The sequence below is a fragment of the Streptomyces sp. NPDC002669 genome (genome assembly GCF_042889165.1).
GTDB lineage: Bacteria > Actinomycetota > Actinomycetes > Streptomycetales > Streptomycetaceae > Streptomyces.
Window position 1 is genome coordinate 390,436 of the sequence record NZ_JBIAQQ010000004.1, and the last position, 23,154, is coordinate 413,589.

Here is a 23,154-nt window from a genome sequence, read left to right on the forward strand (position 1 = left end):
CGGGAACTCTGCGTTTGTCGCCGGTCCTCTGCGGATTCTTCCGCGATCTGTAACAGAGGGATCCCGCACGGGCGTTCGTATGTCTTGATGGGGGCAGGGCAGGGCATCGGCGGAAACGGCAAAGGGGCGGGCGGACGTGGCGAAGCACAAGGGAAAGGGCTGGCACACCCGACTTCTCGGGGCGGCGCTGGGAGTCACGGCGCTGGCCGCTGCCACCTCGGTGTGGACCGCGCAGGCCGACACCACCGGAGCCCGGCAGCCGCAGGCGGGCGCCTCGGCGTCGGACGGACGGTCCCAGGAGCAGGTCGAGAAGGTGGCGGCGGACATCGCGCACGCCTCCGAGAAGGGCCCCCGCGGCGTCAACATCACCATCGACGACGGCCCGGACCCGAACTGGACGCCGCAGGTGCTGCAGCTCCTGAAGGACAACGACGTGAAGGCCACGTTCTGCATGGTGGGCACGCAGGCCCAGGCGTACCCGGACCTGGTCAAGAAGGTCGTGGCGGCCGGGCACCGGCTGTGCAACCACACGGTCTCCCACGACACCGCCATGGACACCAAGTCCGAGGAGTACCAGGCCAAGCAGATCCTGGACGCCGAGCGCATGATCATCAAGGCGTCCGGAGGCGTCCGGCCGCAGTACTACCGGGCCCCGGGCGGCGCCTTCACCCCGTACAGCCGGAAGCTCGCCGCGTCCCACGGCATGCGGCCGCTGGGCTGGAACGTCGACAGCAGGGACTTCGAGCGTCCCGGCGCGGCCACCATGGTCGCCACCGTCAAGCGCGAGATCACCAACGGGCCGACCGTCCTCTTCCACGACGCGGGCGGGGACCGCTCCCAGACCATGGAGGCCCTGCGCGAGGTCCTGCCCTGGCTGAGGCAGGAGGGCTACTCCTTCGGCTTCCCCGTGCGGTGAGCCGTCGGCCCCGCCCGCACGGACGCCGGGCTCCGGCCCGGCTCGGGTACGTGTCCCCCCGGGAACGGAGTACGACATCGTGACGAAGCGCAGAACCGGAAGAATCCTCCTGGCGGGCCTGGCCGCCGCGGGCGCCGCCGCCACCGGCGCGGGCCTGCTGCACAACCGCCGCCCCGACCGCAGGGAACACCTCCACGTCACGCTCTTCGGCGAGCCCGGCTACCGGGGCCGCAACCGGACGCTGACCTGGAAGGGCGGCAAACACCTCGTCGTCCCGCTCGGCCGGTTGCAGCTGCCGCACATCGGCTCGATCAGGCTGGAGCGGTCCGCGTACCGCTTCCGGCCCGAGGTGCGGCCGCCGGACGGGTACATGCTGCGGCGCGCCCTCATCGAGCGCCTGGACCCCGAGGACTCCGGGGACGGCGTGTACGGCTTCGTCGCCGTGAACCAGATCGCCGGCATGTTCTCGATGGGCCGGTGGGAGCCGGTACCCGAGCCCGAGGCCCGGTCCGGAGTCCGGCTCCGGGCCGAACTCCCCGGCAAGGCGGTCATGGGGGACGCGTCCGCCACCGCCCCCGACGCCCGTCCCTGGCACGACGTCCTGACCGATACCCCCGATCTCGGCGCCTGGAGCACCCGCACCCGCTACCTCGAACTGGGCTACCACCGCGGACGAGTCCTCCCCGGCGCCTGACACGCCCCCCTCGTAGCCGACCGCACCGGATGCCGTGAATGTCGCGAAGGCGGGAATCCGTCCGGTGCGAGGGCGCGGCGCACCGGGCGGACGCGCCCGGCCCGGGGCAGGCTGGACCTCGACCCCCGCGAGGAAGGCCCGATGCGATGGATCCGGTGACGGACTCCCTGAACGAGGTCCACCGAAGGCTGAGCGGCCTGCGCGACGGGCAGGTCGCCGACTACATCCCCCAGCTGGCGACGGCCGACCCGGACGACTTCGGCATCGCGCTGGTCAGCATGGCGGGACACACGTACCGGGCGGGGAAGACGGACAACCCGTTCACCGTCCAGTCGGTGTCCAAGCCCTTCGTCTACGCCCTCGCGCTGGGCGACCTCGGCCCCGACGAGGTGCTGCGCCGCGTCGGCGTGGAGCCCAGCGGCAACCCCTTCAACGCCATCAGTCTGGAGCAGGGCACCGGGCGCCCCGCCAACCCGATGATCAACGCCGGAGCGATCGCCACCACCGCGCTGGTCCGCGCCGACGGCCCGGCCGAACGCTTCCGGCGCATCCTCGCCTGCCTGTCGGCGTTCGCGGGCCGGTCCCTCGACGTCGACGAGGACGTCTACGCCAGCGAGGCCGCGACGGGCGACCGCAACCGTGCCCTGGCCTATCTGATGCACTCGGCCGGCTCGCTGGGGGCCGACCCCGAGGAGACCGCCGACACGTACTTCCGCCAGTGCTCCGTCCGCGTCACCGTCGTCGATCTGGCGGTGATGGCCGCGACCCTGGCCAACGGGGGCCGCAACCCGGTCACCGGCGTCCGGGCCGTCGCCGAACCCGACGCGGTCCGCGTCCTGGCCGTCATGGCCACCTGCGGCATGTACGACGGCGCGGGCGAATGGCTCCTCGACGTCGGCCTGCCCGCCAAGAGCGGCGTCTCCGGCGGCCTCATCGCCGCCAGCCCCGCCCGCTTCGGCGTCGCCGTGCACAGCCCGCCGCTGGACAGGTCCGGCAATCCGGTCCGCGCCGTGGCGGCCCTCGGCGAGATGTCCGAGCGCTTCGGCCTCCACATCATGCACGGCCCGGGACTGCGCGCCACGACCGTGACCGGCGCCGAGCGCTTCGAGCACGACGGCCGGACCATCGGTGTGGTGTCCGCCCAGGGGATCCTGGAATTCACGGAGTTCGAGGCGTTGGTGCACGCCGTACGGGAGGTCACGCCGGCCACGCCGGGCTGGATGATCGTGGACCTGACGGCGGTCACCGGGGTACTGCCCGGTCCGGCGGCGGGGCTGGCCGCGGTCCTGGACGACCTCGTCGACCGGGGCCACCGCACCGTCGTCGCCGCTCAGGAGACCTTCGTCGAAGCGGGCGAGGGCCGCCCCCGGACCTGGGAGATGTTCCGTACCCGGGAAGAGGCCCTGGCCTGGTGCCGACAAGCCTGACCCGCCCACCGGCCGGGCGGAGCACCACGTGCGCCGCCCGGCCCGACGCCCATGGGCGAACTCATGGCGCACGAGCGCCAGGGGCCCGGAAATGGCCCAGTCGGCTCGCATGGAAGTGGCCCGTGCGGTGGGCCAACCGCGCACTACCGTAGGGCTGATGACCGCGAGATCCACGTCCACCTCCACTTCCACCTCCGCATCCGCGTCGGCCGGCCCGCCCGTGTCCGTGGCCCTGTCCGAGGCACCGCTGCGCCAGTCCCGTAACTCCGCCGCCTTTTGGGCCGCGGCAGGCCGGTGCCGGGGGCACGAGGTCGTCCGGCGCCGCGGATTCGTCGCGGTCGACGGCGACGAGCGGGCCGGCCTGCGGATCCTGATCCAGGAGCCCGACCTCGACCCGGGCGAACTGGCCGAGTTGAGCGAACTGGTCCACCGGGCCGCGGGCCCGGTGAACGCCGAGGACCCGTTCAGCGCGACCGACCTGAACCACCTGGGCCTGCGCAGTTGGCGGATGCCGGTCATGCTGCGCCGGCCCGGCCCCGTGGGCGAACCGGCACTGGACGTGATCCGGGCCCGACGGCCCGAGGAGCTCCGGGCGGCCGAGCGGATCGTGATCGAGAGCTTCGAGCTGGCCGGATTCGAGCCCCACCGCCCCGGCGAACTGTTCCCGATGACGCTGATCGGGCAGCCGGGCGTGGACGTGTTCGTCGCCTCGTACGAAGGCGTGGCCGCGGGAGCCTGCGTCGGTGTCGTGGACGGCGGCGTCGGCAGCCACTACTGGGTCGGTACTTCGCCGGCCTTCCGGTCGCGCGGGGTGGGGAGGGCCGTCATGCTCGGCGCCCTCGCCCACCTGGCGGACCTGCCGAACACGCTCACCGCTTCGAAGCCGGGCAGGCCGCTGTACGAGTCCCTGGGGTACACGGTCGCGGGGCTCTCGACCTGGTGGGCCTCCGCTCGGTGACACCGCCCCGGCCGGTACGGCGAAGGCGATCGGCGGCAGCTTCCCGGCCCGGGGCGAGCGTGTACCGCGAACGAGGAGTACGCGGCTACCGGCGCGTCAGTCCGTGCCGGTCGGCCCACGCGCCGATCGCGGCGGCCAGTTCCCCGGGGCGGTCCTCCGGGGAGTGGTGACCGGCGATGCCGTGGCGGGAGACCTCCAGACCCGCGATGTTCTCCTCGCACCAGGCCACGGCTCCCCGGTCGGTCATCGCGCCCGGGCCCGGCTCGAACGCGGCCAGCAGCTTGGGGACGTCATGGCTGGCGGCCAGCCAGGCGTCGTAGCGCTCGATGCGGGCCACGACGTCGGCGGGTTCGGCGTCCAACGGCATCATGCGCGCCCACGCCAGCACCGGTCGGCGGCTCCGCGGGGTCGGGAAGGGGCGGCGGTAGGCAGCCAGGTCGGCGGGGTCGAGCGGGGTGGCGAGCGTGTCGGGGAGCCCTTCGATGAACAACGACTTCTCCAGGATCATCTCCTCGCCCACCCCGGGGGTGCGCAGCAGGGTGAACAACTTCCTTCCGGCCGAAGGGAATTCATCGCCGACCAGCGGCTTGACGATGGTCTCGGTGAAGGCGATGCCGCGGACGCTGCCCGGGAGGCGGGCGGCGCGGTCGAAGGCGAGCGCGCCGCCCCAGTCGTGCCCGACGAGAACGGCCTCGGTGAGGCCGAGCGCGTCGAACCAGGCGTCGAGATAACGGGCGTGGTCGTCGAAGGAGTAGGCGAGGTCGGGCTTGCCGGAGTCGCCCATGCCGATGAGATCGGGAGCGAGGAGGCGGCGGCCGGGCGCGGCGACCTCGGGCAGGACGTTGCGCCACAGGTGGGAGGAGGTGGGGTTGCCGTGGAGGAAGACGAACGGCAGCCCATCGGGATCGCCGCTCTCGCGGTGGTGGAGGTGGGAGTCGAGAACAGGAAGGGTGGGCATCGCGGTGTCACGTCGCTTTCCGTGCAAGAAACTCAGGGGAATACAGAGGAATTCGGGGGAATTCAGAGGTTGAGGCTCAGGACGCGGTCGACGGAGATCTCGATGACCACCAGATCCGGCGGCGCGGGAGGGAGCACGCGGTAGCGGTCGGCATAGCGGCGCACCGCGTCGGCGACGCGCGTCTCGCCGTCGTCGACCACGGCCCGGCCTTCGAGGGTGACCCAGCGGAAGCCGTCCGCCTGGCAGAGCGCACCACGCGCCGCGAGGCCGCCCGCCGCGACGTTCCGGGCCTTGCGGGTTCCCGCGCGGGTGGTCACGCGGGCCAGGCCGGCGGCGGCGTCGAGGGTGAAGCGGACGGGAGTGACGTGGAGGGTGCCGTCGGGGCGGATCGTGGTGAGGGTGGCCGTGTGCGGTTCTGCGAGGAACGCCCGTGCGGCAGGCGGCAGTTCGGTGGTCGCCCGTCTCACTTCTTCTTCACTCCCTCGTTCCAGATCAGCTTGGCGATGTTCGGCTTCACGTCCGTGGTGATGACCCCCATGGCCGTGCGGACGTACCGCTTTTCCGCCAGTTCGCGCAGCATGCTCGCGGCGAGGTCCGCGCGGGCGGTGAAGACGCCGTCCGCGCTGGTCTCGGCGGTGCGGTAGTCCGTGACGGCCGGGTGCTCGAAGAGGCCCGAGGGCCGGACGAGGGTCCAGTCGAGGTGCGTCCCACGGATCACGGACTCCATGCGGCGCATGTCCTCGTGGAGGGTCCGGCCGAGGCGCCGGTTCACCAGCGGGTCGAGCACGTGGTTGAAGAAGTGCGCGCCGGTCGGCCGCCACGCCGGGTCGGCGATGCTGGAGCTGACGGCGAGCAGGCGCGTGATGCCGTGACGTGCCATGGCCCCGGTGATGGCCCGGGCGCTCGCCGAGTACGTGGTGATGGTCTCCTTGCTGAAGCGCGCCCCCAGCGCGGAGAGGACGGCGTCCATCCCGCCGACCGCGGCGTCGACGGCCGCAGGATCGGTGGCGTCGGCGACGGCCACGGTCAGGCCGGGCCGTTCGGGCAGCGAGCCGGGGCGGCGCGTGACGGCGACGACCTCGTGCCCGGCGGCGAGGGCCTGGTCGGTGAGGTGGCGGCCGGTCGGTCCGTTGGCGCCGAAGACTGCGATACGCATGGTGTCGGGCATCCCTTCGTGTGGATCGCGGAACGCCCTTGACTGTGCTGATCGCGAAACCCAGGCTCAACGCCGATGAATAACGCCGCCCCCGCCCCCGCCCGCACCCGAGGCCGCCCCCGCGGGGCCCCGCCGACCCGCGCCTCGATCGTCGGGGCGGCCCGGTCCCTGTTCCTGGAACACGGCTACCGGCGCACCACCTTGCGCGCGATCGCCGGAGCCGCCGGGGTCGATCCGGCACTGATCGCCTATCACTTCGGTTCGAAGAAGGGCCTGTTCGCGGAGGTGATGCAGTTTCAGTGCGCCCAGGCGCTGACCGTGGACGACGTCCTCGCCGGCGACCGGGCCACCCTCCCCGACCGCCTGATCGACGCGGTGACGGACCTGTGGGAGGACGCCGACTTCCGGCGGCTCACCGCCCACGGGAACGAGGCGGCCGAGGCCGTCCGCGAATACCTGGAACAGGAGCTGCTGGCCCGGCTTGTTGAATTTCTCGGCGGCCGGGACGCGACCGCCCGGGCCACGGCCGTGGTGACGGTCCTCGGCGGCCTCATCTACACCCGCTACCTCAACCCGCTCCCCACTCCCGCCGCCCTCACCCCGTCCGAGGCCCGCCGCATGCTCGCTCCGGCGCTCCGCGCGGCACTGGCCCCGAGACCACGCACCGCGGCGCCCCCCGGAACGGGCGGGACCCGGATCCGGGCATGACCCCGGCCGGCCGCACCCACCGGTGCGTTGCGGCGCGCTCTTCCGTCAGCCGGATCGCTCCGTGGGCCGGGGACGGGGCGATCCCGGTGCCGGACCGGCGGGAGAAGCAGGAGCGCCGCCTTTCACAGGGTGGTCGGCGCGCGGTACGCGGCGAGGAAGGTGCGGACGCCGGCTGTCGCGTAGAGGTCGAGATCGGCTTCCGTGTGCTGGGCGCTCCCGTGGAACATGGCCTGGTTCACGGGGATCCACAGCAGGAGCCCCACGAAGTGGTGGGCGGCCAGCGCGGGCTCGTCGGTGCGCAGTACTCCCTGGTCGGTGAGGCGCCGGAAGGTGGCGGCCAGGGTGACCAGGACCCGCTCGAAGCCCTGCTCGTACCAGGCGGCGCCGAGCGCGGGGAAGGCGTCGGCGTTGGCGATGATCAGTCGGCGCAGCCGGATGACCTCGGGGCGGGTGAGGGTCGTCAGTAGCCCGCGGGCGAGGCGGGTCAGGTTCTCGTCCAGGTCGTCGGCCGTGGCGGGGACGTCGGCCACCAGATCGATCGTGCTGTCGATGCGGTCGGTGGTCGCCAGGATGATCTCGGAGAAGAGTTTCTCCTTGTCGGCGAAGTGCTTGTAGACGGTCTGCTTGGAGACCGCGGCCAGTTTCGCGATGTCGTCCATGCTCGTCCCCGCGTACCCCTTGTCCAGGAACACGGTGGTCCCGGCGTCCAGGATCGCCTGGTGCTTGCGTGCCGAGCGGCTGTCCATCTCCGGCTCCTCCTGCTCGTCGTCTCCCCCTCCCCGAAGAGTACTGGACCGACCAGTACTCGTGTGGGTACTGTACCGTCCAGTTCTGAAACGGTGGGGTCTTCCGGCCGAACCGCATACCTATGGGGGTCTCGCATGGACAAGGTCTTCTCGGCCGATGGCACCGCCATCGCCTTCGAGCAGCGGGGCTCCGGCCCCGCACTGGTGCTCGTCGGCGGCGCCTTCATGACGCGGCACGCGTCCGCGGAACTCGCCGGCCTGCTGTCCGAGCACTTCACGGTGTTCACCTATGACCGCCGGGGCCGTGGCGACAGCGGCGACGGGCCGTCCTACGACGTGCGGCACGAGGTCGAGGACCTGGACGCCCTGATCGAGCGCGCGGGCGGCGAGGCCATGCTCTTCGGCATGTCCTCCGGCGCCGTACTGGCGCTGGAGGCCGCCGCCCGGGGCGGCTCCGTGACCCGGCTCGCCCTGTACGAGCCGCCCTTCGTGACCGATGACAGCCGCCCGCCGCTGCCTGCCGACTACGTCACCCACCTGGAAGAACTCGTGGCACGGGGCGAGTACGGCGACGCGGTGGCCTACTTCATGACCGCGGCCGTGGGTCTGCCGGCCGAGGCCGTCGCCGGTATGCGGCAAGCCCCCTTCTGGGCCGAAATGGAGGCCACCGCCCCCACGTTGTCCTACGACGGGCGGATCATGGGCGAGACCATGTCCGGCCGCCCGCTCCCCGGCGACCGCTGGCGGACGGTGACGGTCCCCGTCCTCGTCGGCAGCGGTGACGCGGGTGCTCCGCACATGCTCACCGGGGCGCGGGAACTCGCCGCGCTCGGAACGAACTTCACCCTCCAGGTCTTCCCCGGCCAGGAACACGACATCGCCCCGGAACTCCTCGCCCCCGCCCTGACGGCCTTCCTCGCCGAGGGGCAGGCATGAGCAGGACCTTCGGCACGGAGGGGGGTGACGAGAACCGGACTCGTGCTCCGAGCCCGGGAATCACCGGCTCCCGTCTTCATCATCAGGCTTCCGACCTGGAGCAACGGCCTCTGACGGCCGGTCTTCCGCTGGCTCGGCGGACCCCTGGTCGACCACTGCTCACCGTCTCGAAGGACACGGACGGGGCCCGAGTCGTCCGGGCCGACGACGTCACCCGGGCCGCCGGCCGTCTCGCGTTCCCGGCGGGGGCATCGACACCGCCGGGCCCGCCGGGCGATGCCGACAGCGGGCGTACTCGCCTCAAGCCTGCTCCGGGAAGGTGCCGGATTCGGCGGCGCGGCGGTATTCGGCGTTGATGCGCTGGGCCTCTTCGAGCTGGTCCTCAAGGATGATGATGCGGCAGGCGGCCTCGATCGGGGTGCCCTGGTCGACGAGTTCGCGGGCACGGGCGGCGATGCGGAGCTGGTAGCGGGAGTAGCGACGGTGGCCGCCCTCGGAACGCAGCGGAGTGATCAGGCGGGCTTCGCCGATGGCGCGGAGAAAGCTCTGGGTGGTGCCGATCATCTCGGCGGCTCTGCCCATGGTGTAGGCGGGGTAGTCGTCGTCGTCGAGACGGTCGTACGAGTTGTCTGCTGTCATTTGCACCTCTCCGTGAAACGCATAGAGGGGCCCTGGTGCCGGTACTGGCACCAGGGCCCTGAAGGAACTTCTACACCACCTGCCGGCCCTGATGAAGCGCCGGCCTTCTGTATCCGCCCACCCGGCCTGGCTGCTGCCGGGGGTGCGGGGATCGCGGTTGCTTGACCGAAGACCACCTCACTATCGATGTCCTGCGGTACCCGGACTCAAGACTTCCGCCCGGGCGATCCTGATGGCGTCGTGCTCCTCCGTTCTTTCCTTGCCGATCAACCTCTTGTCATGCGGGTACTGCGTACTGCTGGTGATGCGAACTGCTCAGCGGCCCGAGGAAGCGCCGCTGTCCGGCTGCCGGTTCCATGGCCGGTCCGGCCTTCGCCGTGGCCCGGAACGCCACTGCCGTCCTCCGGTGCGCGCGTCCGCAGCCCGACGCCTTCACCGGCGGTACAACTCACTGCTCTCGCGGGTACCGCATCTGCCATGACCGCGGTCCCGCTCCCGGAGGCCCCTGATCACTGCGGGCCTCCCGGTCCGGCCGCCAGTTTCGTCACCGTCCTGCGTAAGACCTGGCTTCGAAACTCCGCCGCCGTACCGTCCTGCTCCTTGCAACTGTCCGTACTGCTCCGCCGGCAGTTCATCTCTGCCAGGCCATGCTGTCTCTCCGGGTTACGAGAGAAAACATAATCCACCTGCTCCCCAATGTCTACTGCGGCCGACATAGATTTTCGTGTCCCCGGCAGATAGACAATGGGAACCGGGCGGAAGCGAAAAGTGACCGCGACGGCGCGGCGTCACCTGTGCCCGCGCCCCCGACTGGCTCTCCCGGCAGGGCGGCCAGTGGTGGAGGGGGTGAGGCGGCCCGTGGGAGCGGCTCTCATCTCGAAGATCGGCGAGCTGTTCGTCGACGTCGCCGGGGCGGGGGAGTCCGGGCAGAGCGGCCGGATGCCCCTGAGCGTCGTCACCGGGGGCGTTGTCGCACGGGTCGACCGGCACCCGAAGCGCTGGGGCGGCAGAGGGGCCGGAGCTCCGGGCGGACCTTGACCGCCCGGCCGAGTTCTCCGCCGTCTTCGCCGCCGCGGCGGGGAAGGGCGATCCGCCCCTACGCGTGCACTCCCGCACTCCCACGTGGCGCGGATCCTCCGGGGCGGGCGGGGGTCCCGGGGCGGGCGAGATGTACCGCGTCTCGATCATGGACGGCAGGGTCTGGACCATGGGCGACGCCGGCTGCCCCGATCGCAGCCCCGCCCCCGTAGAGGATCCGCCCATCGATACACGAAAGGACCCGGCGCACGAAAGGACCCGGCCGGCGAGTGCCGGCCGGGTCCTCTCGGCTGCCTGGGTGTCAGTTCATGTCCGCCCGTGGATCACGGTCAGGATGCCGTCGGGGCGCCGAGTGCCGCAGAGGCGCGCTGGACGGGATCGAGGCCGTGGGCGGGCGTGGTGCTCCGAGGGAGGCTGCGACAGGTGAAGCCGAGTCCGGTCATGGCGCGGACGACTTCACGGGCGGTGAAGTCGCGGCGGTCCTGGCGGGTGATGACCTGGCCGACCTGCTTGACGGGGTAGGCGCGGCGACCGATGATCACGGACTCGTCGACGATCTCCTCGGGGCTGACGCCCTTCATGGAGTTCAGGACGCCACTCCTCGTGAGGTCGAAGGGGAAGCGGGCGATGACACAGCGCACGATGCCTCATTGGGGGAGGGGGGAAGGGGACGGTCCCGCCGCGGCGGGCGGTTCACACGAGGACGAGGGTCGGCGCGGGGGTGCCCGGGTTGCCGTCCTGGCCGCCCATGACACACGGGGTGACGGCCCTGCGCGGATCGAAGGCCCGTCCTGGCCCGGAAGCGGTGGAGGAGGCGGATGGTCCGCTGTCGCCGGAGAGGTCGCGCAGCTGGAGCCGGTCCGTATAGGCGGCGCTGTCACGGACGGTGGTGAGCTGGGCCCAGGTGACCAGACCGGTGCGCTGATCGTCGTTGTCGCAGACGAGAAGGCGGCCGGTGCGGGCCCCGGCCATGACGGCCAGGGCCACTTCCACGGTCATGTCGTCGCAGACCTGCGGTTCGGTCGCGCTCATGGCGTCGGTCGTCGCGGGGCGGGAGGGGGCGGGATGCGTCGGGCGGGGCTGCATCTGGATCGGCGTCACAACGTGCCTCCTGAGGAGATGGGTCGGCTTCCGCATCACGCGACGCTCAGGCAGCCGTGCCGGCAGAACGCCGTGCACCGGCGTGTCCGGCCGCCGGGGCGGAACCGCGTCGACCGCGAGAGGCCGTGCCGCGCCTGCGCTGCTCGGTGGGCGGCGCGGTGATCGTCACGGGAATGCCGGAGGGCGTGCGTGCGCCGGTGATCCGGGCGAGCGCGTCCTCGCCGGAGCGGACCTGGGTGGTCTCGGGCACGATGCCGGCGGCCGTCATGAGGCGCATCATGTCCCGGCGCTGGTTGGCGGTGACCAGGGTGACGACGCTGCCCGACGCGCCGGCTCGCGCGGTACGGCCGCCGCGGTGCAGGTAGTCCTTGTGGTCGGTGGGCGGGTCCACGTTGACGACGAGGTCGAGCTGGTCGACGTGGATTCCGCGGGCCGCGACGTTCGTGGCGACCAGAACGGTGATGTGTCCGCTCTTGAACCAGGCCAGGGTACGGGTGCGCTGCGGCTGTGACTTCCCGCCGTGCAGCGCCGCTGCCCGGACACCAAGGCCGAGGAGGTCTTCGGCGAGACGGTCCACGGCGTGCTTGGTGTCCAAGAACATGATCACCCGGCCGTCACGAGCTGCGATCTCGGTGGTCAGCCGCTGTTTGTCGGTGCCGTGCACGTGCAGGACGTGGTGCTTCATCGTCGTGACCGCGCCCTGGGAGGGGTCGACGGAGTGGACGACGGGGTCGGTGAGGTAGCGGCGGACCAGGAGGTCGACGTTGCGGTCCAGGGTCGCGGAGAACAGCATGCGCTGGCCTCCGGACCGGACCTGGTTCAGAAGAGCGGTGACCTGGGGCATGAAGCCCATGTCGGCCATCTGGTCGGCCTCGTCCAGGACGGTGATGGCGACCTGGTCCAGCCCGCAGTCGCCGCGGTCGATGAGGTCCTTGAGACGGCCGGGGGTGGCGACGACGACTTCGGTACCGCCCCGCAGAGCACTCGCCTGCCGGCCGATCGGCATCCCGCCGACGACGGTGGCCAGGCGCAGCTTCACGGCTCGGGCGTAAGGGGTGAGGGCCTCGGTGACCTGCTGAGCGAGTTCCCGGGTGGGAACCAGGACCAGGGCCAGCGGCCGACGGGGTGCGGCGTGCTGTCCGGCCGTACGGGCGAGCAGAGCCAAGCCGAAGGCGAGCGTCTTGCCGGAACCTGTCCGGCCGCGGCCCAGGACGTCCCGGCCCACCAGGGAGTTCGGCAGCGTCGCGCCCTGGATGGCGAACGGGACGGACACGCCCTGCGCGGTGAGCGCAGCCAGGAGACGCCCGTCCAGGGCCAGGTCGGCGAAGTTCTCGACGGGGGGCAGCGCCGGAGTGATCGTCCTCGGCAGGGCGAACTCCCCCTGCGCGGCGGCGGGGTGCCTGCCGTATCCGCCCGACCGGCTCGTACCCCCCGTTCGGTTCGTGCCGAACGACCCGGAACGCCCGCCCCGGCCCGTTCCGGCGAGGGAGTCGTATGCGTGGCCGCCCTGGCGGCGGGTGCGGGAGGAACGGCCGTTCATGCGTGTGGGGTTCATTCAGAACCTTTCTTGATACGGCGCGCATCGAGAAATTCCGACAGCGGATGAACGGCGTTGGGAATTAAAGGAACGGGCCGAATGGAATGTGAGAACCAGGCGGCTCCGGCCTGGTTGCGAAATCATCGGTGCAGGCGAGTGGGCGGCAGTGATTCGGGTGCACGGGGAGATCCTGTGAAATGCATGCAGCTGGGGCCCGCACCCCGAGGGATGCGGGCCCCAGCTACGTATTACGCGTCAGCGTCAGGCGGGAACGATGTTCTCGGCCGTCGGGCCCTTCTGGCCCTGCGCGATGTCGAAGGAGACCTTCTGCCCCTCCTGGAGCTCGCGGAAGCCCTGGGAGGCGATGTTCGAGTAGTGGGCGAACACGTCGGGGCCGCCGCCTTCCTGCTCGATGAAGCCGAAACCCTTTTCCGCGTTGAACCACTTCACGGTACCGAGGGACATGTCATTTCTCCTTTGGGCAGTGCAGCGGAATCCGCAGTTTACGGACGCCGTGTCGCCGCGATGATTCCCTGCCCGGAAATGACCGGAATGCAAAACGCTTCCGCACGGCAGGCGGCCGACGGGGCGCTTGAAGTTTTCGGGTACCAAAACTGCAACTGATTCGACAGTAGCATGCCGGCGCGGCCCGCGCGTTTCCTTGATTTACCTCTGCGTGCCGCCGGTAAAAACTCTCTCCGGGGCGCCGGTTAAAATCTCGGTCCGCGAACGCAGATATTCGCGCACTCGGAATTTGGCACCCAGGTCGGCTCACCCCGGCCGGGGGCGGCCGAAGGGGAGGCCGTAGCCGGGCGGGAGCTGGAACCGGACCTCGCGCACGAGGGCGTCGCCCCGCTGTGGCGGCCGCGGTGGAGAGAACCGCGGCGACGTCCCGCAGGGGGTTCAGGACCTCGGGGAGGCGGGCGGCGAGTCCGGCCCGCACGGTGCCGACCAGGGGTGCGCCCGGCAGGGCCAGGACGATACGGGCCGCTCGTTCGGCTTCGGCCCGGGTCCGGTTGCTCGCCACGTTCCCGGATGTGGTTCAGGAGCGCTTCCCTGCGCATCGGCGTCTCACATCACCTCCGGGGAGGGAAGGGGGTGCGGAGGACGGGGTGCCGGAGGGGGATCGGGTTCCCCCGTCCTCCGCCGCTGGTTCCGGCCCGTTCAGTCGGCGATCTGCTTGCGGTCGGACGCGCCGCCGATGCTGATCTTCCGCGGCTTGGCGCGTTCTGCGATCGGGATCCGCAGAGTGAGGACACCTGCGTCGTAGTCGGCTTCGATGCGCTCGGTGTCGAGGGTGTCGGCCAGCATGATCTGGCGGGAGAAGACACCCAGGGGCCGCTCGGAGAGCTCCATCTGCACGCCGTCGGACTTCTCCGCGGGGCGGCGCTCGGCCTTCACGGTCAGCATGTTCCGCTCGACGTCGATGTCGATGGCCTCGGTGCTGACACCGGGGAGGTCGAAGGCGATCACGTACACGTCGCCCTGGCGGTAGGCGTCCATCGGCATCACGGACGGCTTCGACCACGTGCCCGACGCGCCCGAAAGCTGCTGAACGATCCGGTCCATCTCGCGGAACGGGTCAGTGCGCATCAACATCGCGAAACACCTCCAGTTGGTTCAGGCAGGAGCTGCCAATGCGCTTCGATGTGTTCCCGTTGTAACATGTCATCGGAACGATGACAAGAACGATGTCATCCGAAGGACGACATGACTGGAGGCCGAATGAACGAGGCCGCACAGCCGACCGCGCCCGTCACCTTTCTCGCGGCGGCTGCCGCTCTGGAGACCATCGACCAGGCCCTCAAGGAGGCGCAGCAGCCCTCCGCCGCCACGCCTCCGGCGGCGCCGGAGGCGGGCCCGCACCCGGCCCTGGCCGCGCTTCTGCTGCTGCGGGAGGTCCGCGAGCAGCTCGCCGGCTGGGAAACGGGCCTGATCGAAACCGCCCGCGGCCAGGGCGCGAGCTGGGCCGACCTCGCGGGCCCCCTCGGAGTCGCCAGCCGCCAGGCCGCCGAACGCCGTTACCTCCGGCTGCGTCCCGGCAAGGCGGGCAGCACGGGAGAGGAGCGCGTCCAGGCGACTCGCGACACCCGCGCCGCCGACCGCAGCGTGAACGCCTGGGCCCGCGACAACGCGAGCGACCTGCGCCGTCTGGCCGGGCGGATCACCGCTCTCACCAGCCTTCCGGCCGACGCCGAGGGTGCGATCGGCAACCTGAACCTGGCCCTTGCCGACAACGACGCCGCCCGGCTCGTCGGCCCCCTGACCGAGACCCGGGCCCACCTGCGGCCCGAGGACGCCGAGCTCGCCGAGCGCATCGACGACCTGGCCCGCCACACCGAACAGCTCCGCCGGAACACCCACGACCAGCGCGGCTCGTGATCCGCACCACCGCTCGGGCACAGACCCGGCTCGGACGGCGTACGGACCGCAGCCCCACCAGGACGGGCGGCCCGCGGGCGGGCGCGGTCCGCTCCCAAGGACAAGGCTGGAGCCCCCGCCGGAGCGACCGTCGCGGTCGGCCGCCTCGGCCGGAACATCTGACGCCCACGCCTTCCTCGCCGCCTTCGAGCGCGCGAGCAGCCCCGGGCTCGCGGCGAACGCCGACCTGACCGACCCGGGCTCAGTCCGGCCCCGCCGCCCTCTTGTTCGGGGATGCGATGAGGTGGTCGTCGCCGTACGGGTTGTCGGTGGCACGTACTGGCGTGCCCGCAGAGTTCCCCGTTGCTGTTCGTACGCCTTGAGGAGCCGCAATGCCCGGAGACGCGCCCGAGCTCTACGCACCCTGATACCGGCATACGCGGGCCTGCACGGGAAGCCACCTTCCTCACCTCGGAGCCCAAACGACCCTCGCGTGCGGGAGAGCACGTGGGGGGCGAGCTACTCCGCTTCGCGGAGGGCTTCCGTGTTTCTCGTCCGCATCTCTTCACGCCGGGGCCGAGAACGCGAGCCCGGAACTGTCGGAGGTTGCTGTCGGCCTCCGCCATCGCAGAACTTTTATAGGGTGGTGCGCGGTCGGGTGTTTTGTCCGGGTGTGGCGCAGGGTGCCGTGAATGCATAATCTGCTTGCGTCGTCCCTCGGGTGTGTTTCGTAATCCTTGGCGGGTGCGCGGTTTTTGGTACCGCGCACCGATCCGCCAGGGATTATGGGACAGCCCTTGGCCCGCACGGTCCTCGCGCCTGATATCCGGCCGACTTGACCTCGGCGACCGGTGTCGTCGCTGAAAGCAACGCCGAAGCGAGACGGTCCTCTCGGGCGTCTCCGTATTTCTCTGCGAGGGCTGCGTTTCTTCGGTGATGCGGGAGGAGTTGTCCACCGCTCTCCCGGGAGGAATTGCTTGCAGGTCGGCCGCTGTCACCGTGAATGCGAGGCATGCGTAATGGGGAGTGACTGATCTTTTTCGTGATAGAGTCTCAATGAATTCACAGGACGCCGCGATTAAAAGGGGAATGGCGTGAATACCGAGAAGGTTACGGCTCGACGTCTTACGGCCGAGGAGATTTCAGGCTTGGGTCCCCAGGACGGAATCTTCGTCTCGGCGGGGACGAGTGGCCTTCCTCTCGACTGCTACGCCCCGGCTTTCCTCACGGAGCCGGGCAAAAATTTCGAGGGAGGGTCCTTCGCTGCGAGGACGGTTTTCGGTGAGGAGATTCACGTCCTCCCGGACAACGCTGAAGAGGCCGGGATCTGGATTGCCGACAAGGAGGGGGAGGAGATCGAGGTTCTCCAGAGTGCCGGTGTCCTCCTGAACCTTGCCCTCTTCGTGCCCGGCGGGAACAAGGAATCCCTGGAGTCGCTCTACTCCGCCGCGCGGGACGCGTTCGGTGCGGGAGTGGTTCAGCGCTGGAGCGAGGAAGTCGTCGCGGTGCCGGACGTCAAGGTCGACCTGTACGAGGAGCCGGCCCGGGCGCGGAAGAACGCGAACAACCAGAACCGCGACCGCCGCGCCCTGGACATCTACCCGACCCGAGTGCGGTTCCTGGAGCCCAGCGAGGGCTGGAAGTTCATTGTCGAACCGCACAAGGAGATCGTTGACGACACACCGACGATCTGACCTGATGGCAGCCCGGAGGCCACGCCGGACGCGCAGGTCCGCTCCCGGTGACGGATTCAGGAGGGCGTAGCAACCCGCTGGTCAAGCGGCTGTTGTCAGCAGTGCAGTCAGACGCTCGGCTGGGGTTTCCCAGCCGGGCGTTCTGCGTGGGCGTGAGTTGATTTCCGCGGCGACAGCGTCCGGGCGGTAGTGGCACCGAGGACGACGGTCGGGGCGAGGACGGCGGAGACGGCAGTCCGGTTCGCAGCCACCGGGACGTCTCCGGGCCGGTTCCGCCCGACGGTCACACGCACCTCGCCGTCCGGCGATCGATCACGGTCTGCGCACGCGCGGCAGTTCACGTACGCACGACTTCCTCCGCGTACGGGCGAACGTCCGGCCGGTCCCGGTCCGGGACGGTCATCGGCTCGCCGTCGGCCCTGAGGAGCCGCGGACAAGAGCGAGCGACGAGAACCGAACTCGCGCTCCGAGCTTGGGAGTCACTCGGCGCTCAGGCGCAGATATGCCATCTGACCTTCGGGAACAGGCTGGTGCCGCCCGGGTCCGAATGCCGTATCGGCACCCGTCCCGACCGCTCTTCACCGCCGCCACTGGCACGTCATGGCACGGCCGACGGGCACCTGCGGACTGCGGCCGTCGGCGCAACCGGCGACCAGCGCGCCCACTCGGCGGCAGGACGCCGTTCCGTCAGGGAGTGGGCTTGGCACGGACGTGGACGCGTTCTCCCTGGGGGCCGAACAGGCTGAGGACCTCCACGGGGGACTCGCCCGTGGGGCCGAACCAGTGCGGCAGCCGGGTGTCGAACTCGGCGGCCTCACCCGGCTTCAGGATCAGGTCGTGATCGGCCAGGACGAGCCGCAGCCGCCCGGACAGGACGTACAGCCACTCGTGCCCCTCGTGCGTGACGGGCTCGGGCCGGTTCTGTTCCGCGGGAATGATCGATTTCCAGGCTTGTACGCCCCCGGGCTGGGCCGACAACGGGATCACCGTGCGCCCCTGGTGCACGCGGGGCTTGAGAGGGACCCGCGGGTCGCCGACCTCGGGTGCACCGACGAGTTCGTCCAGGGGGACCTGGTGGGCGTGCGCGATGGGGAGCAGCAGTTCCAGGCTCGGGCGTCGCTGGCCCGACTCCAGCCTGGACAGGGTGCTCTTGGAGATGCCGGTGGCCTCGGCCAGCGTCGCCAGGGTCACGCCGCGCTCAGCGCGGATGCGCCTGAGGCGGGTACCGGACCTGGGCCATCGTGGCGGCGATCGGTGATTGCTCGTCCATGCCGCCATTCCACTCCCGCGTCCCGGAAATGGCAACGGAAGCTGTCGGCTCACCGGCTCGAGCGCACCATCGCGCCAGGAGGTGGTCCTCATGACCGATTCGACGGATGACCAGAACAGCGAGACCCGGCGCGACGTGTTCGGCGGTGTGCCCGACGACGTCCACGACGTGGTGGTGATCGGTGCCGAGCGGCCGGCCTGAACGCCGCCCTGCTGCTGGGCCGCGCACGCCGCAAGGTGGTGGTGATCGACGCCGGCGCGCCGCGCAACGCGCCCGCCTCGCACATGCACGGATTCCTGTCCCGCGACGGGCTGCCGCCGGCGGCCCTGCTCGACCTCGGGCGGGCCGAGATCGCCCGGTACGGCGTCCGGATCCTGCGGGGACGGGTGGAGGAGATCGACCACGGCTACTACGTCCGCCTGGCGGGCGGGGTGGTGCCCAAGGCGCGTCGGGTCCTGGCCGCGACCGGGCTGCGCGACGAACTGCCCGGCATCCCCGGTGTGCGCGAGCGGTGGGGCAAGGATCTGCTGCACTGCCCGTACTGCCACGCCTACGAAGTCCGCGACCGGCCCCTGGCCGTCCTCGGCACACACCCGGGGTCCGCCCACCAGGCCCTGCTCCTGCGGCAGTGGAGTGACAACATCGTCTTCTTCCCGCACACCTCGGACCTGACCGCACAGGACCGGGAGCAGCTGATCGCGTGCGGCGTGCGCGTGGCAGAGGGGGAGGTCAAGCAGCTCGTCGTCGACGGCGACCGGCTGCAGGGCGTCGAACTGACCGACGGCCGCGTCTTTCCTCGCGCCGCCGCGTTCCTCTTCCCCCGCATGGTGCCGCACGACGGGCTGCTGACCGCACTGGGCTGCGACCGGGACGGCAATGGCTGGGTCGTCACCGACCGCACCGGTCTCACCAGCGTCCCGGGAGTCTGGGCCGCGGGCAACGTCGTCGATCCGCGGGCCCAGGTCGTCCCCGCCGCCGGCATGGGGTCCGCCGCCGCCTTCGCCATCAACACCGACCTGCTGGACGAGGACGTCGACCGCGCCGTCGAACAGCACCGCGTCACGGCCGTTGCCACCGCCGAGTAGCCCGCGGCACGGCGACGCCGGACCTCACCCCCGACCGAGCAAGCAAGGCAAGGAGCCCACGCATGCCCACACCCGCCCCCGCCCGGTGGACAGCGTCACCGAGCAGACCTTCACCGCCCGTGTCCTCCGGGCGGAACGACCCGTCCTGGTCCAGTTCTGGGCCACCTGGTGCCACCCGTGCCGGATGGTCACCCCCATCGTGGAACAGCTGGCCGCCGAGCACTCCGACGACTTGGACGTCGTCCGGGTCGACCTGGACGAGGAACGGGGGCTGGCCGCCGAGCACGGCATCACCTCCGTACCCGCCTTCGTCGTCTACACGGGTGGCCGGCCCGCAGGCTCGTGGGTCGGCGCGGCGCCCAAGCACGCCCTGGAGCAGAAGCTCGCCTCGATCCTGCAAGCCGGCGAATGACGGACGGCCGGACCGGAACGAGTCTCCGCTCCACCGAGCCCCTCACCCAGGACCTGGGCGAGGGGCTCGCGTCGCGGGGCAGGTGCGGAAGACTCAGGCGCCGCTGTGCCGTCGTGCGATATCGGCCGCGATGCCGTCCGGGACGCCGGCGAGACCCGAGGCGAACAGGGCATCGAGGTCCCAGGGATCGGCTCCCGCGCGCATGGCGCGGGCCAGCCGGGGGTAGGCCCCGGCCGCACCGCGGCCCTCACCCACGCCCTGAACGGTCTCCGCAGCGAGAACGGCAGCGGCTTGGAGGGGATCCGCGCCTTCCTCGTCCTGCGCATCCTCGGCGTCATCCCGCCCTCGCGGCTGACCAGACCCGACCTCCTGCTCGTCCTGATCAGGCTCGCCGAGAGCACGCCCTCCTCGCCGCCTTCGAACGCGCGGGCAGCCCCGGGATCGCGGTCAACGCCGACCTGACCGACCCGGGCGCCGTCCGGACCATGGCCGACCTCGTCAACGCCGAGATCGGCCCCGTCGACATCCTGGTGAACAACGCCGGCTCCTACCCCCGCGTCGCCTGGCAGGACACCGACGAGACCGCCTGGAACTACTCCCTCGACGTGAACCTCACCGTCCACTACCGCGCCTGCCACGCGCTCACCCCCGGCATGATCCAACGCCGCTGGGGCCGGATCGTGAACATCGGCAGCGTCAACGCCCGCGCCGGCCGGACGAACCTCGTCGCCTACAGCACCGCGAAGGCCGGACTGCTGGGCCTGACCCGCTCCCTCGCCCGCGAACTGGGTCCGTACGGGATCTGCGTCAACACGGTCCTGCCCGGAGCCATCCAGGTCGAGGCCGAGAACGCCCTCCCCGCCCGGCACCGCGCGCGGCCGGAGGACCAGATCAAGCGCCAGTGCGTCCCGCGCCGTGGCCGACCCGAGGACGTCGCCGCCCTGGTGGCGTTCCTCGTGGGCCCCTCCGCCTCCTTCATCACGGGGCAGTCCGTCCACGTCGACGGCGGCTGGCTGCTCCACTGAGACCCTCAACAAGCAAGGAGAACAACCGAAATGATCGAACGAGTCCGCGCCGTCCTCGTCACCCCCGACGACACGATGCTGGTCATCCGCCGCACCAGGCCCGGCATCCCCGTGTACTGGGTCCTGCCCGGCGGTGGCGTCGAACCCAGTGATGCGTCCCGGGAGGCCGCCCTCCATCGGGAGATCCACGAGGAGATCGCGGGGAAGGCCGACATCATCCGCCTCCTCCACACGATGGAGTCCGGCGACGAGCGCCAGCTCTTCTACCTCGCCCGCATCGCGACCTGGTCCTTCGACGACCGCACCGGTCCCGAGTTCAGCGCCGAGGGCCGCGGCGAGTACGCGCTGGAGGAGATCCCGCTGACCGTGGAGGGAATCGACGGCATCGGCCTCAAGCCCGAGGAGATCGCCCACATGCTGCGGGGAGCCATCAGCGCCGGAAGTCTCGGAGGCGGGGTATCCCTCTGAGCCTCGAGTGCACGCAACATATGGGGCCGGAGGTGGAGGGCGTGTCCCGGGGGCGCTGAAATTCGTCGGCGATGAAGGTCTGAAGGACACTCGTGGCATGTGAATGGCACACGCCACGAAAGTGGTCCGGACAACAAACAAGGCCCGGGTCGATGACCTGGGCCTTTGTCGTGGAGCGGGTGACGAGAATCGAACTCGCGCTCTGAGCTTGGGAATCACCCGGCATTTGGGCCCGCGAAGCGCTTCTGACCTGCGGAAACGCTACCCGGACGCCGCTTCTGCATCGCCTGCTCGACTCCCTTGTTGTCCGCTGCTGACCGCCTCTACTGGCACGTTGTGGCACGGCGGCGGATCAGCCGCGCCACTCGACCAGGACGAGAGTGGCGTCGTCCGAGGTGGCTTCGCCGCGGGCTCGCTTGAGCGTGTGGGACAGGTCCCGTGCCACCGTGCGGACGCCTCGGTCCGTCTTCTCCAGCTGGTTCACCCAGTCGATCAGCTGGTCCTCGCCGAACTGCTCCTGCCCGCTCTCGTGTTCCTCGACCAGGCCGTCGGTGAAGCAGAGGATCCGGTCCCCGGGCGCGAGCGTCACCTCGCTGACCTGTGGTTGTGCTCCGCCGAAGCCGACGGGGAGGGTGGTGGGGCTGTCCAGGCGGCCCATGACACGGTGCTCCCGGATCAAGACGGGGACGGGGTGTCCCGCGTTGACCCACTGGAGACGGCCGGTGGTTGTGTCCAGCCGCATCATCTGCGCGGTGACGAAGTGGTCGGGGGCGAACTGCTCGGCCACGGCCCGGTCCATGAAGAGATAGGTCTCGGACAGCTCGATACTGATGCGGCGGGCGTGCCGGTATGCGCCGATGGCTACGGTCGCCATGGCCGCCGCGTCCAGGCCGTGACCCATGGCGTCGATCACGGCGAGGTGGAGGGTGTCGCCGTTCAGGGCGTAGTCGAAGCTGTCGCCGGCGATGTCGTACGCGGGCTCCAGGACTCCGGCGACGGCGACGCGCGGCATGGTCATGGTCAGCGGCGGCAGGAGCGCCCACTGGATCTCCGCGGCTATGCTCATCGGCTCGCTGCGGCGGGTGCGGAAGAAGAGGTCGGTGTGGTTGTTCTTGGTCTGCAGCAGATCGGCGATCAGGCTCGCGATCCTGCGCAGGAGGCGGCGGTCGTCGTCGTCGACCGCGTCCAGGGTGACGGCCAGGACGCCGGCCTGGTCGCCGCCGTCGAGCAGCGGTATGTGGATGCGTACTCCGTCAGCCAGCGCCAGCTCGACCGTGCGCGACGTGAGGAAACACCTGCCGGCCTCCGAACCGTCGATGGACAGCGGCTCGCCGCCCGTCAGCCCTTCGGCGAGTAGGGGAACCAGCCTCTGTTGCCCGTAGTCCTGGAGCAGGATCTGCGGACTCCTGCCCCCCAGCCGGCTCACCGTCTCGGCGACGACCAGCCCGACCCGATGGGGCGGCAGTTCGTGCGCCCGGTCCAGGATCGTTCCCAGGAGTCCCTCCCCGAAGCTCTCCGAGCGATCGGGTTTCCCGCGTCGTCCGAGGGTCATCCCGTTGCCTCCAACCGAGCGGCGATGACCTTGCCCGGTCCTGCCGTACGGGGCGGGGTGCCGCGACTGCGCGGCGACCGGGTTCCGGAGGCCCGCACCACAGATGTGGCCTCCAGGATGCTCCTCGGCGGCAGGTCACGCCACAGGGACGCCGTGCGGGGACACAGCTTGCCGGTGACCGGAGGCGGACCGGTTCAGCCGCCCTCTTCCTCCTCCGCTTCCATGACGCGGATGCCCTGATGGGTGAGCGAGACCATCGCGGGTGCGTTTCCCGGCTCCCAGTCGACGGTGACGAACCCCTCGCCCGCGAGGTAGGGGCAGGCGGAGGCGAGGTCCTGCTCCGGGATGTGCAGGTTGTGGTTAAGCGCGGCTCCGGGGATGCCGAGCAGGCGGTTGCCTTCGGCGGCTGTGTAGACGACCCGGAGGATCTGCCGACGGTGCCGCTGCCGCTCGTGGAGTGTCGCCATGGCCGG

The 23,154-nt window shown here is 70.7% G+C and carries 26 protein-coding genes and 2 pseudogenes; 13 read left to right on the forward strand and 15 right to left on the reverse strand.

Going from position 1 to position 23,154, the window contains the following annotated elements; genetic code table 11:
- Positions 1-136 precede the first annotated feature (136 nt).
- The 4 genes from ACFYW1_RS08670 (at position 137) to ACFYW1_RS08685 (ending at position 3,995) form a co-directional block, all read left to right on the forward strand.
- On the forward strand, positions 137-916 hold the full coding sequence (locus ACFYW1_RS08670; RefSeq protein WP_388989112.1) for a polysaccharide deacetylase family protein: 780 nt from the start codon (positions 137-139) through the stop codon (positions 914-916).
- Positions 917-995: 79 nt separating this feature from the next.
- On the forward strand, positions 996-1,610 hold the full coding sequence (locus tag ACFYW1_RS08675; protein WP_388989114.1) for a hypothetical protein: 615 nt from the start codon (positions 996-998) through the stop codon (positions 1,608-1,610).
- 146 nt (positions 1,611-1,756) lie between these two features.
- Entirely contained in the window at positions 1,757-3,037 is a 1,281-nt protein-coding gene (gene glsA, locus ACFYW1_RS08680) for a glutaminase A (RefSeq protein WP_388989117.1), read from the forward strand.
- A 157-nt stretch (positions 3,038-3,194) separates the two neighbouring features.
- Positions 3,195-3,995, forward strand: coding sequence for a GNAT family N-acetyltransferase (locus tag ACFYW1_RS08685; protein ID WP_388989120.1), 801 nt, complete (start codon positions 3,195-3,197; stop codon positions 3,993-3,995).
- 85 nt (positions 3,996-4,080) lie between these two features.
- Here ACFYW1_RS08685 and ACFYW1_RS08690 read toward each other — a convergent pair whose 3' ends face one another.
- Genes ACFYW1_RS08690 through ACFYW1_RS08700 form a run of 3 tightly spaced genes read right to left on the reverse strand, consistent with a single transcriptional unit; the run spans position 4,081 to position 6,109 of the window.
- Positions 4,081-4,980, reverse strand: a complete 900-nt coding sequence (locus ACFYW1_RS08690) for a haloalkane dehalogenase (protein WP_388989123.1) — start codon at positions 4,978-4,980, stop codon at positions 4,081-4,083.
- A gap of 35 nt (positions 4,981-5,015) precedes the next feature.
- On the reverse strand, positions 5,016-5,420 hold the full coding sequence (locus ACFYW1_RS08695; RefSeq protein WP_388989126.1) for a pyridoxamine 5'-phosphate oxidase family protein: 405 nt from the start codon (positions 5,418-5,420) through the stop codon (positions 5,016-5,018).
- A complete protein-coding gene (locus tag ACFYW1_RS08700; protein ID WP_388989129.1) occupies positions 5,417-6,109 on the reverse strand; it encodes an NAD(P)-dependent oxidoreductase in 693 nt (230 codons plus the stop codon). Before ACFYW1_RS08700 ends, ACFYW1_RS08695 begins: the two co-directional genes overlap by 4 nt.
- A 75-nt stretch (positions 6,110-6,184) precedes the next feature.
- Here ACFYW1_RS08700 and ACFYW1_RS08705 point away from each other — a divergent pair, with 75 nt between their 5' ends.
- Positions 6,185-6,817, forward strand: coding sequence for a TetR family transcriptional regulator (locus ACFYW1_RS08705; RefSeq protein ID WP_388989132.1), 633 nt, complete (start codon positions 6,185-6,187; stop codon positions 6,815-6,817).
- Between the two features lie 122 nt (positions 6,818-6,939).
- Here the strand turns inward: ACFYW1_RS08705 and ACFYW1_RS08710 are convergent, their stop codons facing one another.
- Positions 6,940-7,563, reverse strand: coding sequence for a TetR/AcrR family transcriptional regulator (locus ACFYW1_RS08710; RefSeq protein ID WP_388989135.1), 624 nt, complete (start codon positions 7,561-7,563; stop codon positions 6,940-6,942).
- Between the two features lie 135 nt (positions 7,564-7,698).
- Here ACFYW1_RS08710 and ACFYW1_RS08715 point away from each other — a divergent pair, with 135 nt between their 5' ends.
- The gene (locus ACFYW1_RS08715; protein ID WP_388989137.1) at positions 7,699-8,499 is read left to right on the forward strand and encodes an alpha/beta fold hydrolase; all 801 of its coding nucleotides are present in this window, start codon (positions 7,699-7,701) and stop codon (positions 8,497-8,499) included.
- Between the two features lie 300 nt (positions 8,500-8,799).
- On the opposite strand, the gene ACFYW1_RS08720 is transcribed toward ACFYW1_RS08715, so the two are convergent.
- Positions 8,800-9,138: a MerR family transcriptional regulator gene (locus ACFYW1_RS08720; protein WP_388989140.1), complete on the reverse strand. Its 339-nt coding sequence runs from the start codon at positions 9,136-9,138 to the stop codon at positions 8,800-8,802.
- A gap of 858 nt (positions 9,139-9,996) precedes the next feature.
- Here ACFYW1_RS08720 and ACFYW1_RS08725 point away from each other — a divergent pair.
- Positions 9,997-10,176, forward strand: a complete 180-nt coding sequence (locus ACFYW1_RS08725) for a hypothetical protein (protein ID WP_388989143.1) — start codon at positions 9,997-9,999, stop codon at positions 10,174-10,176.
- Positions 10,177-10,505: 329 nt separating this feature from the next.
- Here the strand turns inward: ACFYW1_RS08725 and ACFYW1_RS08730 are convergent, their stop codons facing one another.
- The 6 genes and pseudogenes from ACFYW1_RS08730 to ACFYW1_RS08755 form a co-directional block, all read right to left on the reverse strand.
- A complete protein-coding gene (locus ACFYW1_RS08730) occupies positions 10,506-10,817 on the reverse strand; it encodes an SCO5918 family protein (RefSeq protein ID WP_388989146.1) in 312 nt (103 codons plus the stop codon).
- A 52-nt stretch (positions 10,818-10,869) separates the two neighbouring features.
- The gene (locus ACFYW1_RS08735; RefSeq protein WP_388989149.1) at positions 10,870-11,277 is read right to left on the reverse strand and encodes a CBS domain-containing protein; all 408 of its coding nucleotides are present in this window, start codon (positions 11,275-11,277) and stop codon (positions 10,870-10,872) included.
- Positions 11,278-11,323: 46 nt separating this feature from the next.
- Complete coding sequence (locus tag ACFYW1_RS08740; protein WP_388989152.1) at positions 11,324-12,832, reverse strand: DEAD/DEAH box helicase; 1,509 nt, start codon at positions 12,830-12,832, stop codon at positions 11,324-11,326.
- A 243-nt stretch (positions 12,833-13,075) separates the two neighbouring features.
- The gene (locus tag ACFYW1_RS08745; protein ID WP_388989154.1) at positions 13,076-13,279 is read right to left on the reverse strand and encodes a cold-shock protein; all 204 of its coding nucleotides are present in this window, start codon (positions 13,277-13,279) and stop codon (positions 13,076-13,078) included.
- Positions 13,280-13,585: 306 nt separating this feature from the next.
- Positions 13,586-13,878, reverse strand: a pseudogene (locus tag ACFYW1_RS08750) (DUF2267 domain-containing protein).
- Positions 13,879-13,978: 100 nt separating this feature from the next.
- The gene (locus ACFYW1_RS08755; RefSeq protein ID WP_388989157.1) at positions 13,979-14,413 is read right to left on the reverse strand and encodes an Hsp20/alpha crystallin family protein; all 435 of its coding nucleotides are present in this window, start codon (positions 14,411-14,413) and stop codon (positions 13,979-13,981) included.
- 126 nt (positions 14,414-14,539) lie between these two features.
- Between ACFYW1_RS08755 and ACFYW1_RS08760 the strand changes: the two genes are divergently transcribed.
- Together ACFYW1_RS08760 and ACFYW1_RS08765 are read left to right on the forward strand one after the other, a co-directional pair.
- Entirely contained in the window at positions 14,540-15,196 is a 657-nt protein-coding gene (locus tag ACFYW1_RS08760; RefSeq protein ID WP_388989160.1) for an HSP18 transcriptional regulator, read from the forward strand.
- A 1,073-nt stretch (positions 15,197-16,269) separates the two neighbouring features.
- Positions 16,270-16,869, forward strand: coding sequence for a hypothetical protein (locus ACFYW1_RS08765; protein ID WP_388989163.1), 600 nt, complete (start codon positions 16,270-16,272; stop codon positions 16,867-16,869).
- A gap of 687 nt (positions 16,870-17,556) precedes the next feature.
- Here ACFYW1_RS08765 and ACFYW1_RS08770 read toward each other — a convergent pair.
- A pseudogene (locus ACFYW1_RS08770) lies at positions 17,557-18,139 on the reverse strand (helix-turn-helix domain-containing protein).
- Positions 18,140-18,381: 242 nt separating this feature from the next.
- Between ACFYW1_RS08770 and ACFYW1_RS08775 the strand changes: the two are divergent.
- Complete coding sequence (locus ACFYW1_RS08775) at positions 18,382-19,224, forward strand: NAD(P)/FAD-dependent oxidoreductase (protein ID WP_388989166.1); 843 nt, start codon at positions 18,382-18,384, stop codon at positions 19,222-19,224.
- 85 nt (positions 19,225-19,309) lie between these two features.
- On the forward strand, positions 19,310-19,636 hold the full coding sequence (gene trxA / locus ACFYW1_RS08780) for a thioredoxin (protein WP_388989169.1): 327 nt from the start codon (positions 19,310-19,312) through the stop codon (positions 19,634-19,636).
- A gap of 93 nt (positions 19,637-19,729) precedes the next feature.
- On the opposite strand, the gene ACFYW1_RS08785 is transcribed toward trxA, so the two are convergent.
- Positions 19,730-19,891 carry a hypothetical protein gene (locus ACFYW1_RS08785; RefSeq protein ID WP_388989325.1) on the reverse strand — a complete coding sequence of 54 codons (162 nt, stop codon included), beginning with the start codon at positions 19,889-19,891 and terminating at the stop codon, positions 19,730-19,732.
- Between the two features lie 185 nt (positions 19,892-20,076).
- On the opposite strand from ACFYW1_RS08785, the gene ACFYW1_RS08790 reads away from it, so the two are divergent.
- Positions 20,077-20,661: an SDR family NAD(P)-dependent oxidoreductase gene (locus tag ACFYW1_RS08790; RefSeq protein WP_388989314.1), complete on the forward strand. Its 585-nt coding sequence runs from the start codon at positions 20,077-20,079 to the stop codon at positions 20,659-20,661.
- Positions 20,662-20,691: 30 nt separating this feature from the next.
- On the forward strand, positions 20,692-21,129 hold the full coding sequence (locus ACFYW1_RS08795) for an NUDIX domain-containing protein (RefSeq protein WP_388989172.1): 438 nt from the start codon (positions 20,692-20,694) through the stop codon (positions 21,127-21,129).
- Positions 21,130-21,481: 352 nt separating this feature from the next.
- Here ACFYW1_RS08795 and ACFYW1_RS08800 read toward each other — a convergent pair whose 3' ends face one another.
- Both ACFYW1_RS08800 and ACFYW1_RS08805 read right to left on the reverse strand, forming a co-directional pair.
- On the reverse strand, positions 21,482-22,681 hold the full coding sequence (locus ACFYW1_RS08800; RefSeq protein ID WP_388989175.1) for a PP2C family protein-serine/threonine phosphatase: 1,200 nt from the start codon (positions 22,679-22,681) through the stop codon (positions 21,482-21,484).
- A gap of 194 nt (positions 22,682-22,875) precedes the next feature.
- Positions 22,876-23,148, reverse strand: coding sequence for a hypothetical protein (locus ACFYW1_RS08805; RefSeq protein WP_388989178.1), 273 nt, complete (start codon positions 23,146-23,148; stop codon positions 22,876-22,878).
- Between the last annotated feature and the right edge of the window lie 6 nt (positions 23,149-23,154).

Excerpts from the sequence above, each read along its gene's own strand:
- glsA (WP_388989117.1), top strand. The coding sequence starts at position 1,757 with ATGGATCCGGTGACGGACTCCCTGAACGAGGTCCACCGAAGGCTGAGC.
- ACFYW1_RS08685 (WP_388989120.1), top strand. The coding sequence starts at position 3,195 with ATGACCGCGAGATCCACGTCCACCTCCACTTCCACCTCCGCATCCGCG.
- ACFYW1_RS08700 (WP_388989129.1), bottom strand. The coding sequence starts at position 6,109 with ATGCGTATCGCAGTCTTCGGCGCCAACGGACCGACCGGCCGCCACCTC.
- ACFYW1_RS08705 (WP_388989132.1), top strand. The coding sequence starts at position 6,185 with ATGAATAACGCCGCCCCCGCCCCCGCCCGCACCCGAGGCCGCCCCCGC.
- ACFYW1_RS08710 (WP_388989135.1), bottom strand. The coding sequence starts at position 7,563 with ATGGACAGCCGCTCGGCACGCAAGCACCAGGCGATCCTGGACGCCGGG.
- ACFYW1_RS08715 (WP_388989137.1), top strand. The coding sequence starts at position 7,699 with ATGGACAAGGTCTTCTCGGCCGATGGCACCGCCATCGCCTTCGAGCAG.
- ACFYW1_RS08720 (WP_388989140.1), bottom strand. The coding sequence starts at position 9,138 with ATGACAGCAGACAACTCGTACGACCGTCTCGACGACGACGACTACCCC.
- ACFYW1_RS08740 (WP_388989152.1), bottom strand. The coding sequence starts at position 12,832 with ATGAACCCCACACGCATGAACGGCCGTTCCTCCCGCACCCGCCGCCAG.
- ACFYW1_RS08745 (WP_388989154.1), bottom strand. The coding sequence starts at position 13,279 with ATGTCCCTCGGTACCGTGAAGTGGTTCAACGCGGAAAAGGGTTTCGGC.
- ACFYW1_RS08755 (WP_388989157.1), bottom strand. The coding sequence starts at position 14,413 with ATGTTGATGCGCACTGACCCGTTCCGCGAGATGGACCGGATCGTTCAG.
- ACFYW1_RS08760 (WP_388989160.1), top strand. The coding sequence starts at position 14,540 with ATGAACGAGGCCGCACAGCCGACCGCGCCCGTCACCTTTCTCGCGGCG.
- ACFYW1_RS08795 (WP_388989172.1), top strand. The coding sequence starts at position 20,692 with ATGATCGAACGAGTCCGCGCCGTCCTCGTCACCCCCGACGACACGATG.
- ACFYW1_RS08800 (WP_388989175.1), bottom strand. The coding sequence starts at position 22,681 with ATGACCCTCGGACGACGCGGGAAACCCGATCGCTCGGAGAGCTTCGGG.
- ACFYW1_RS08805 (WP_388989178.1), bottom strand. The coding sequence starts at position 23,148 with ATGGCGACACTCCACGAGCGGCAGCGGCACCGTCGGCAGATCCTCCGG.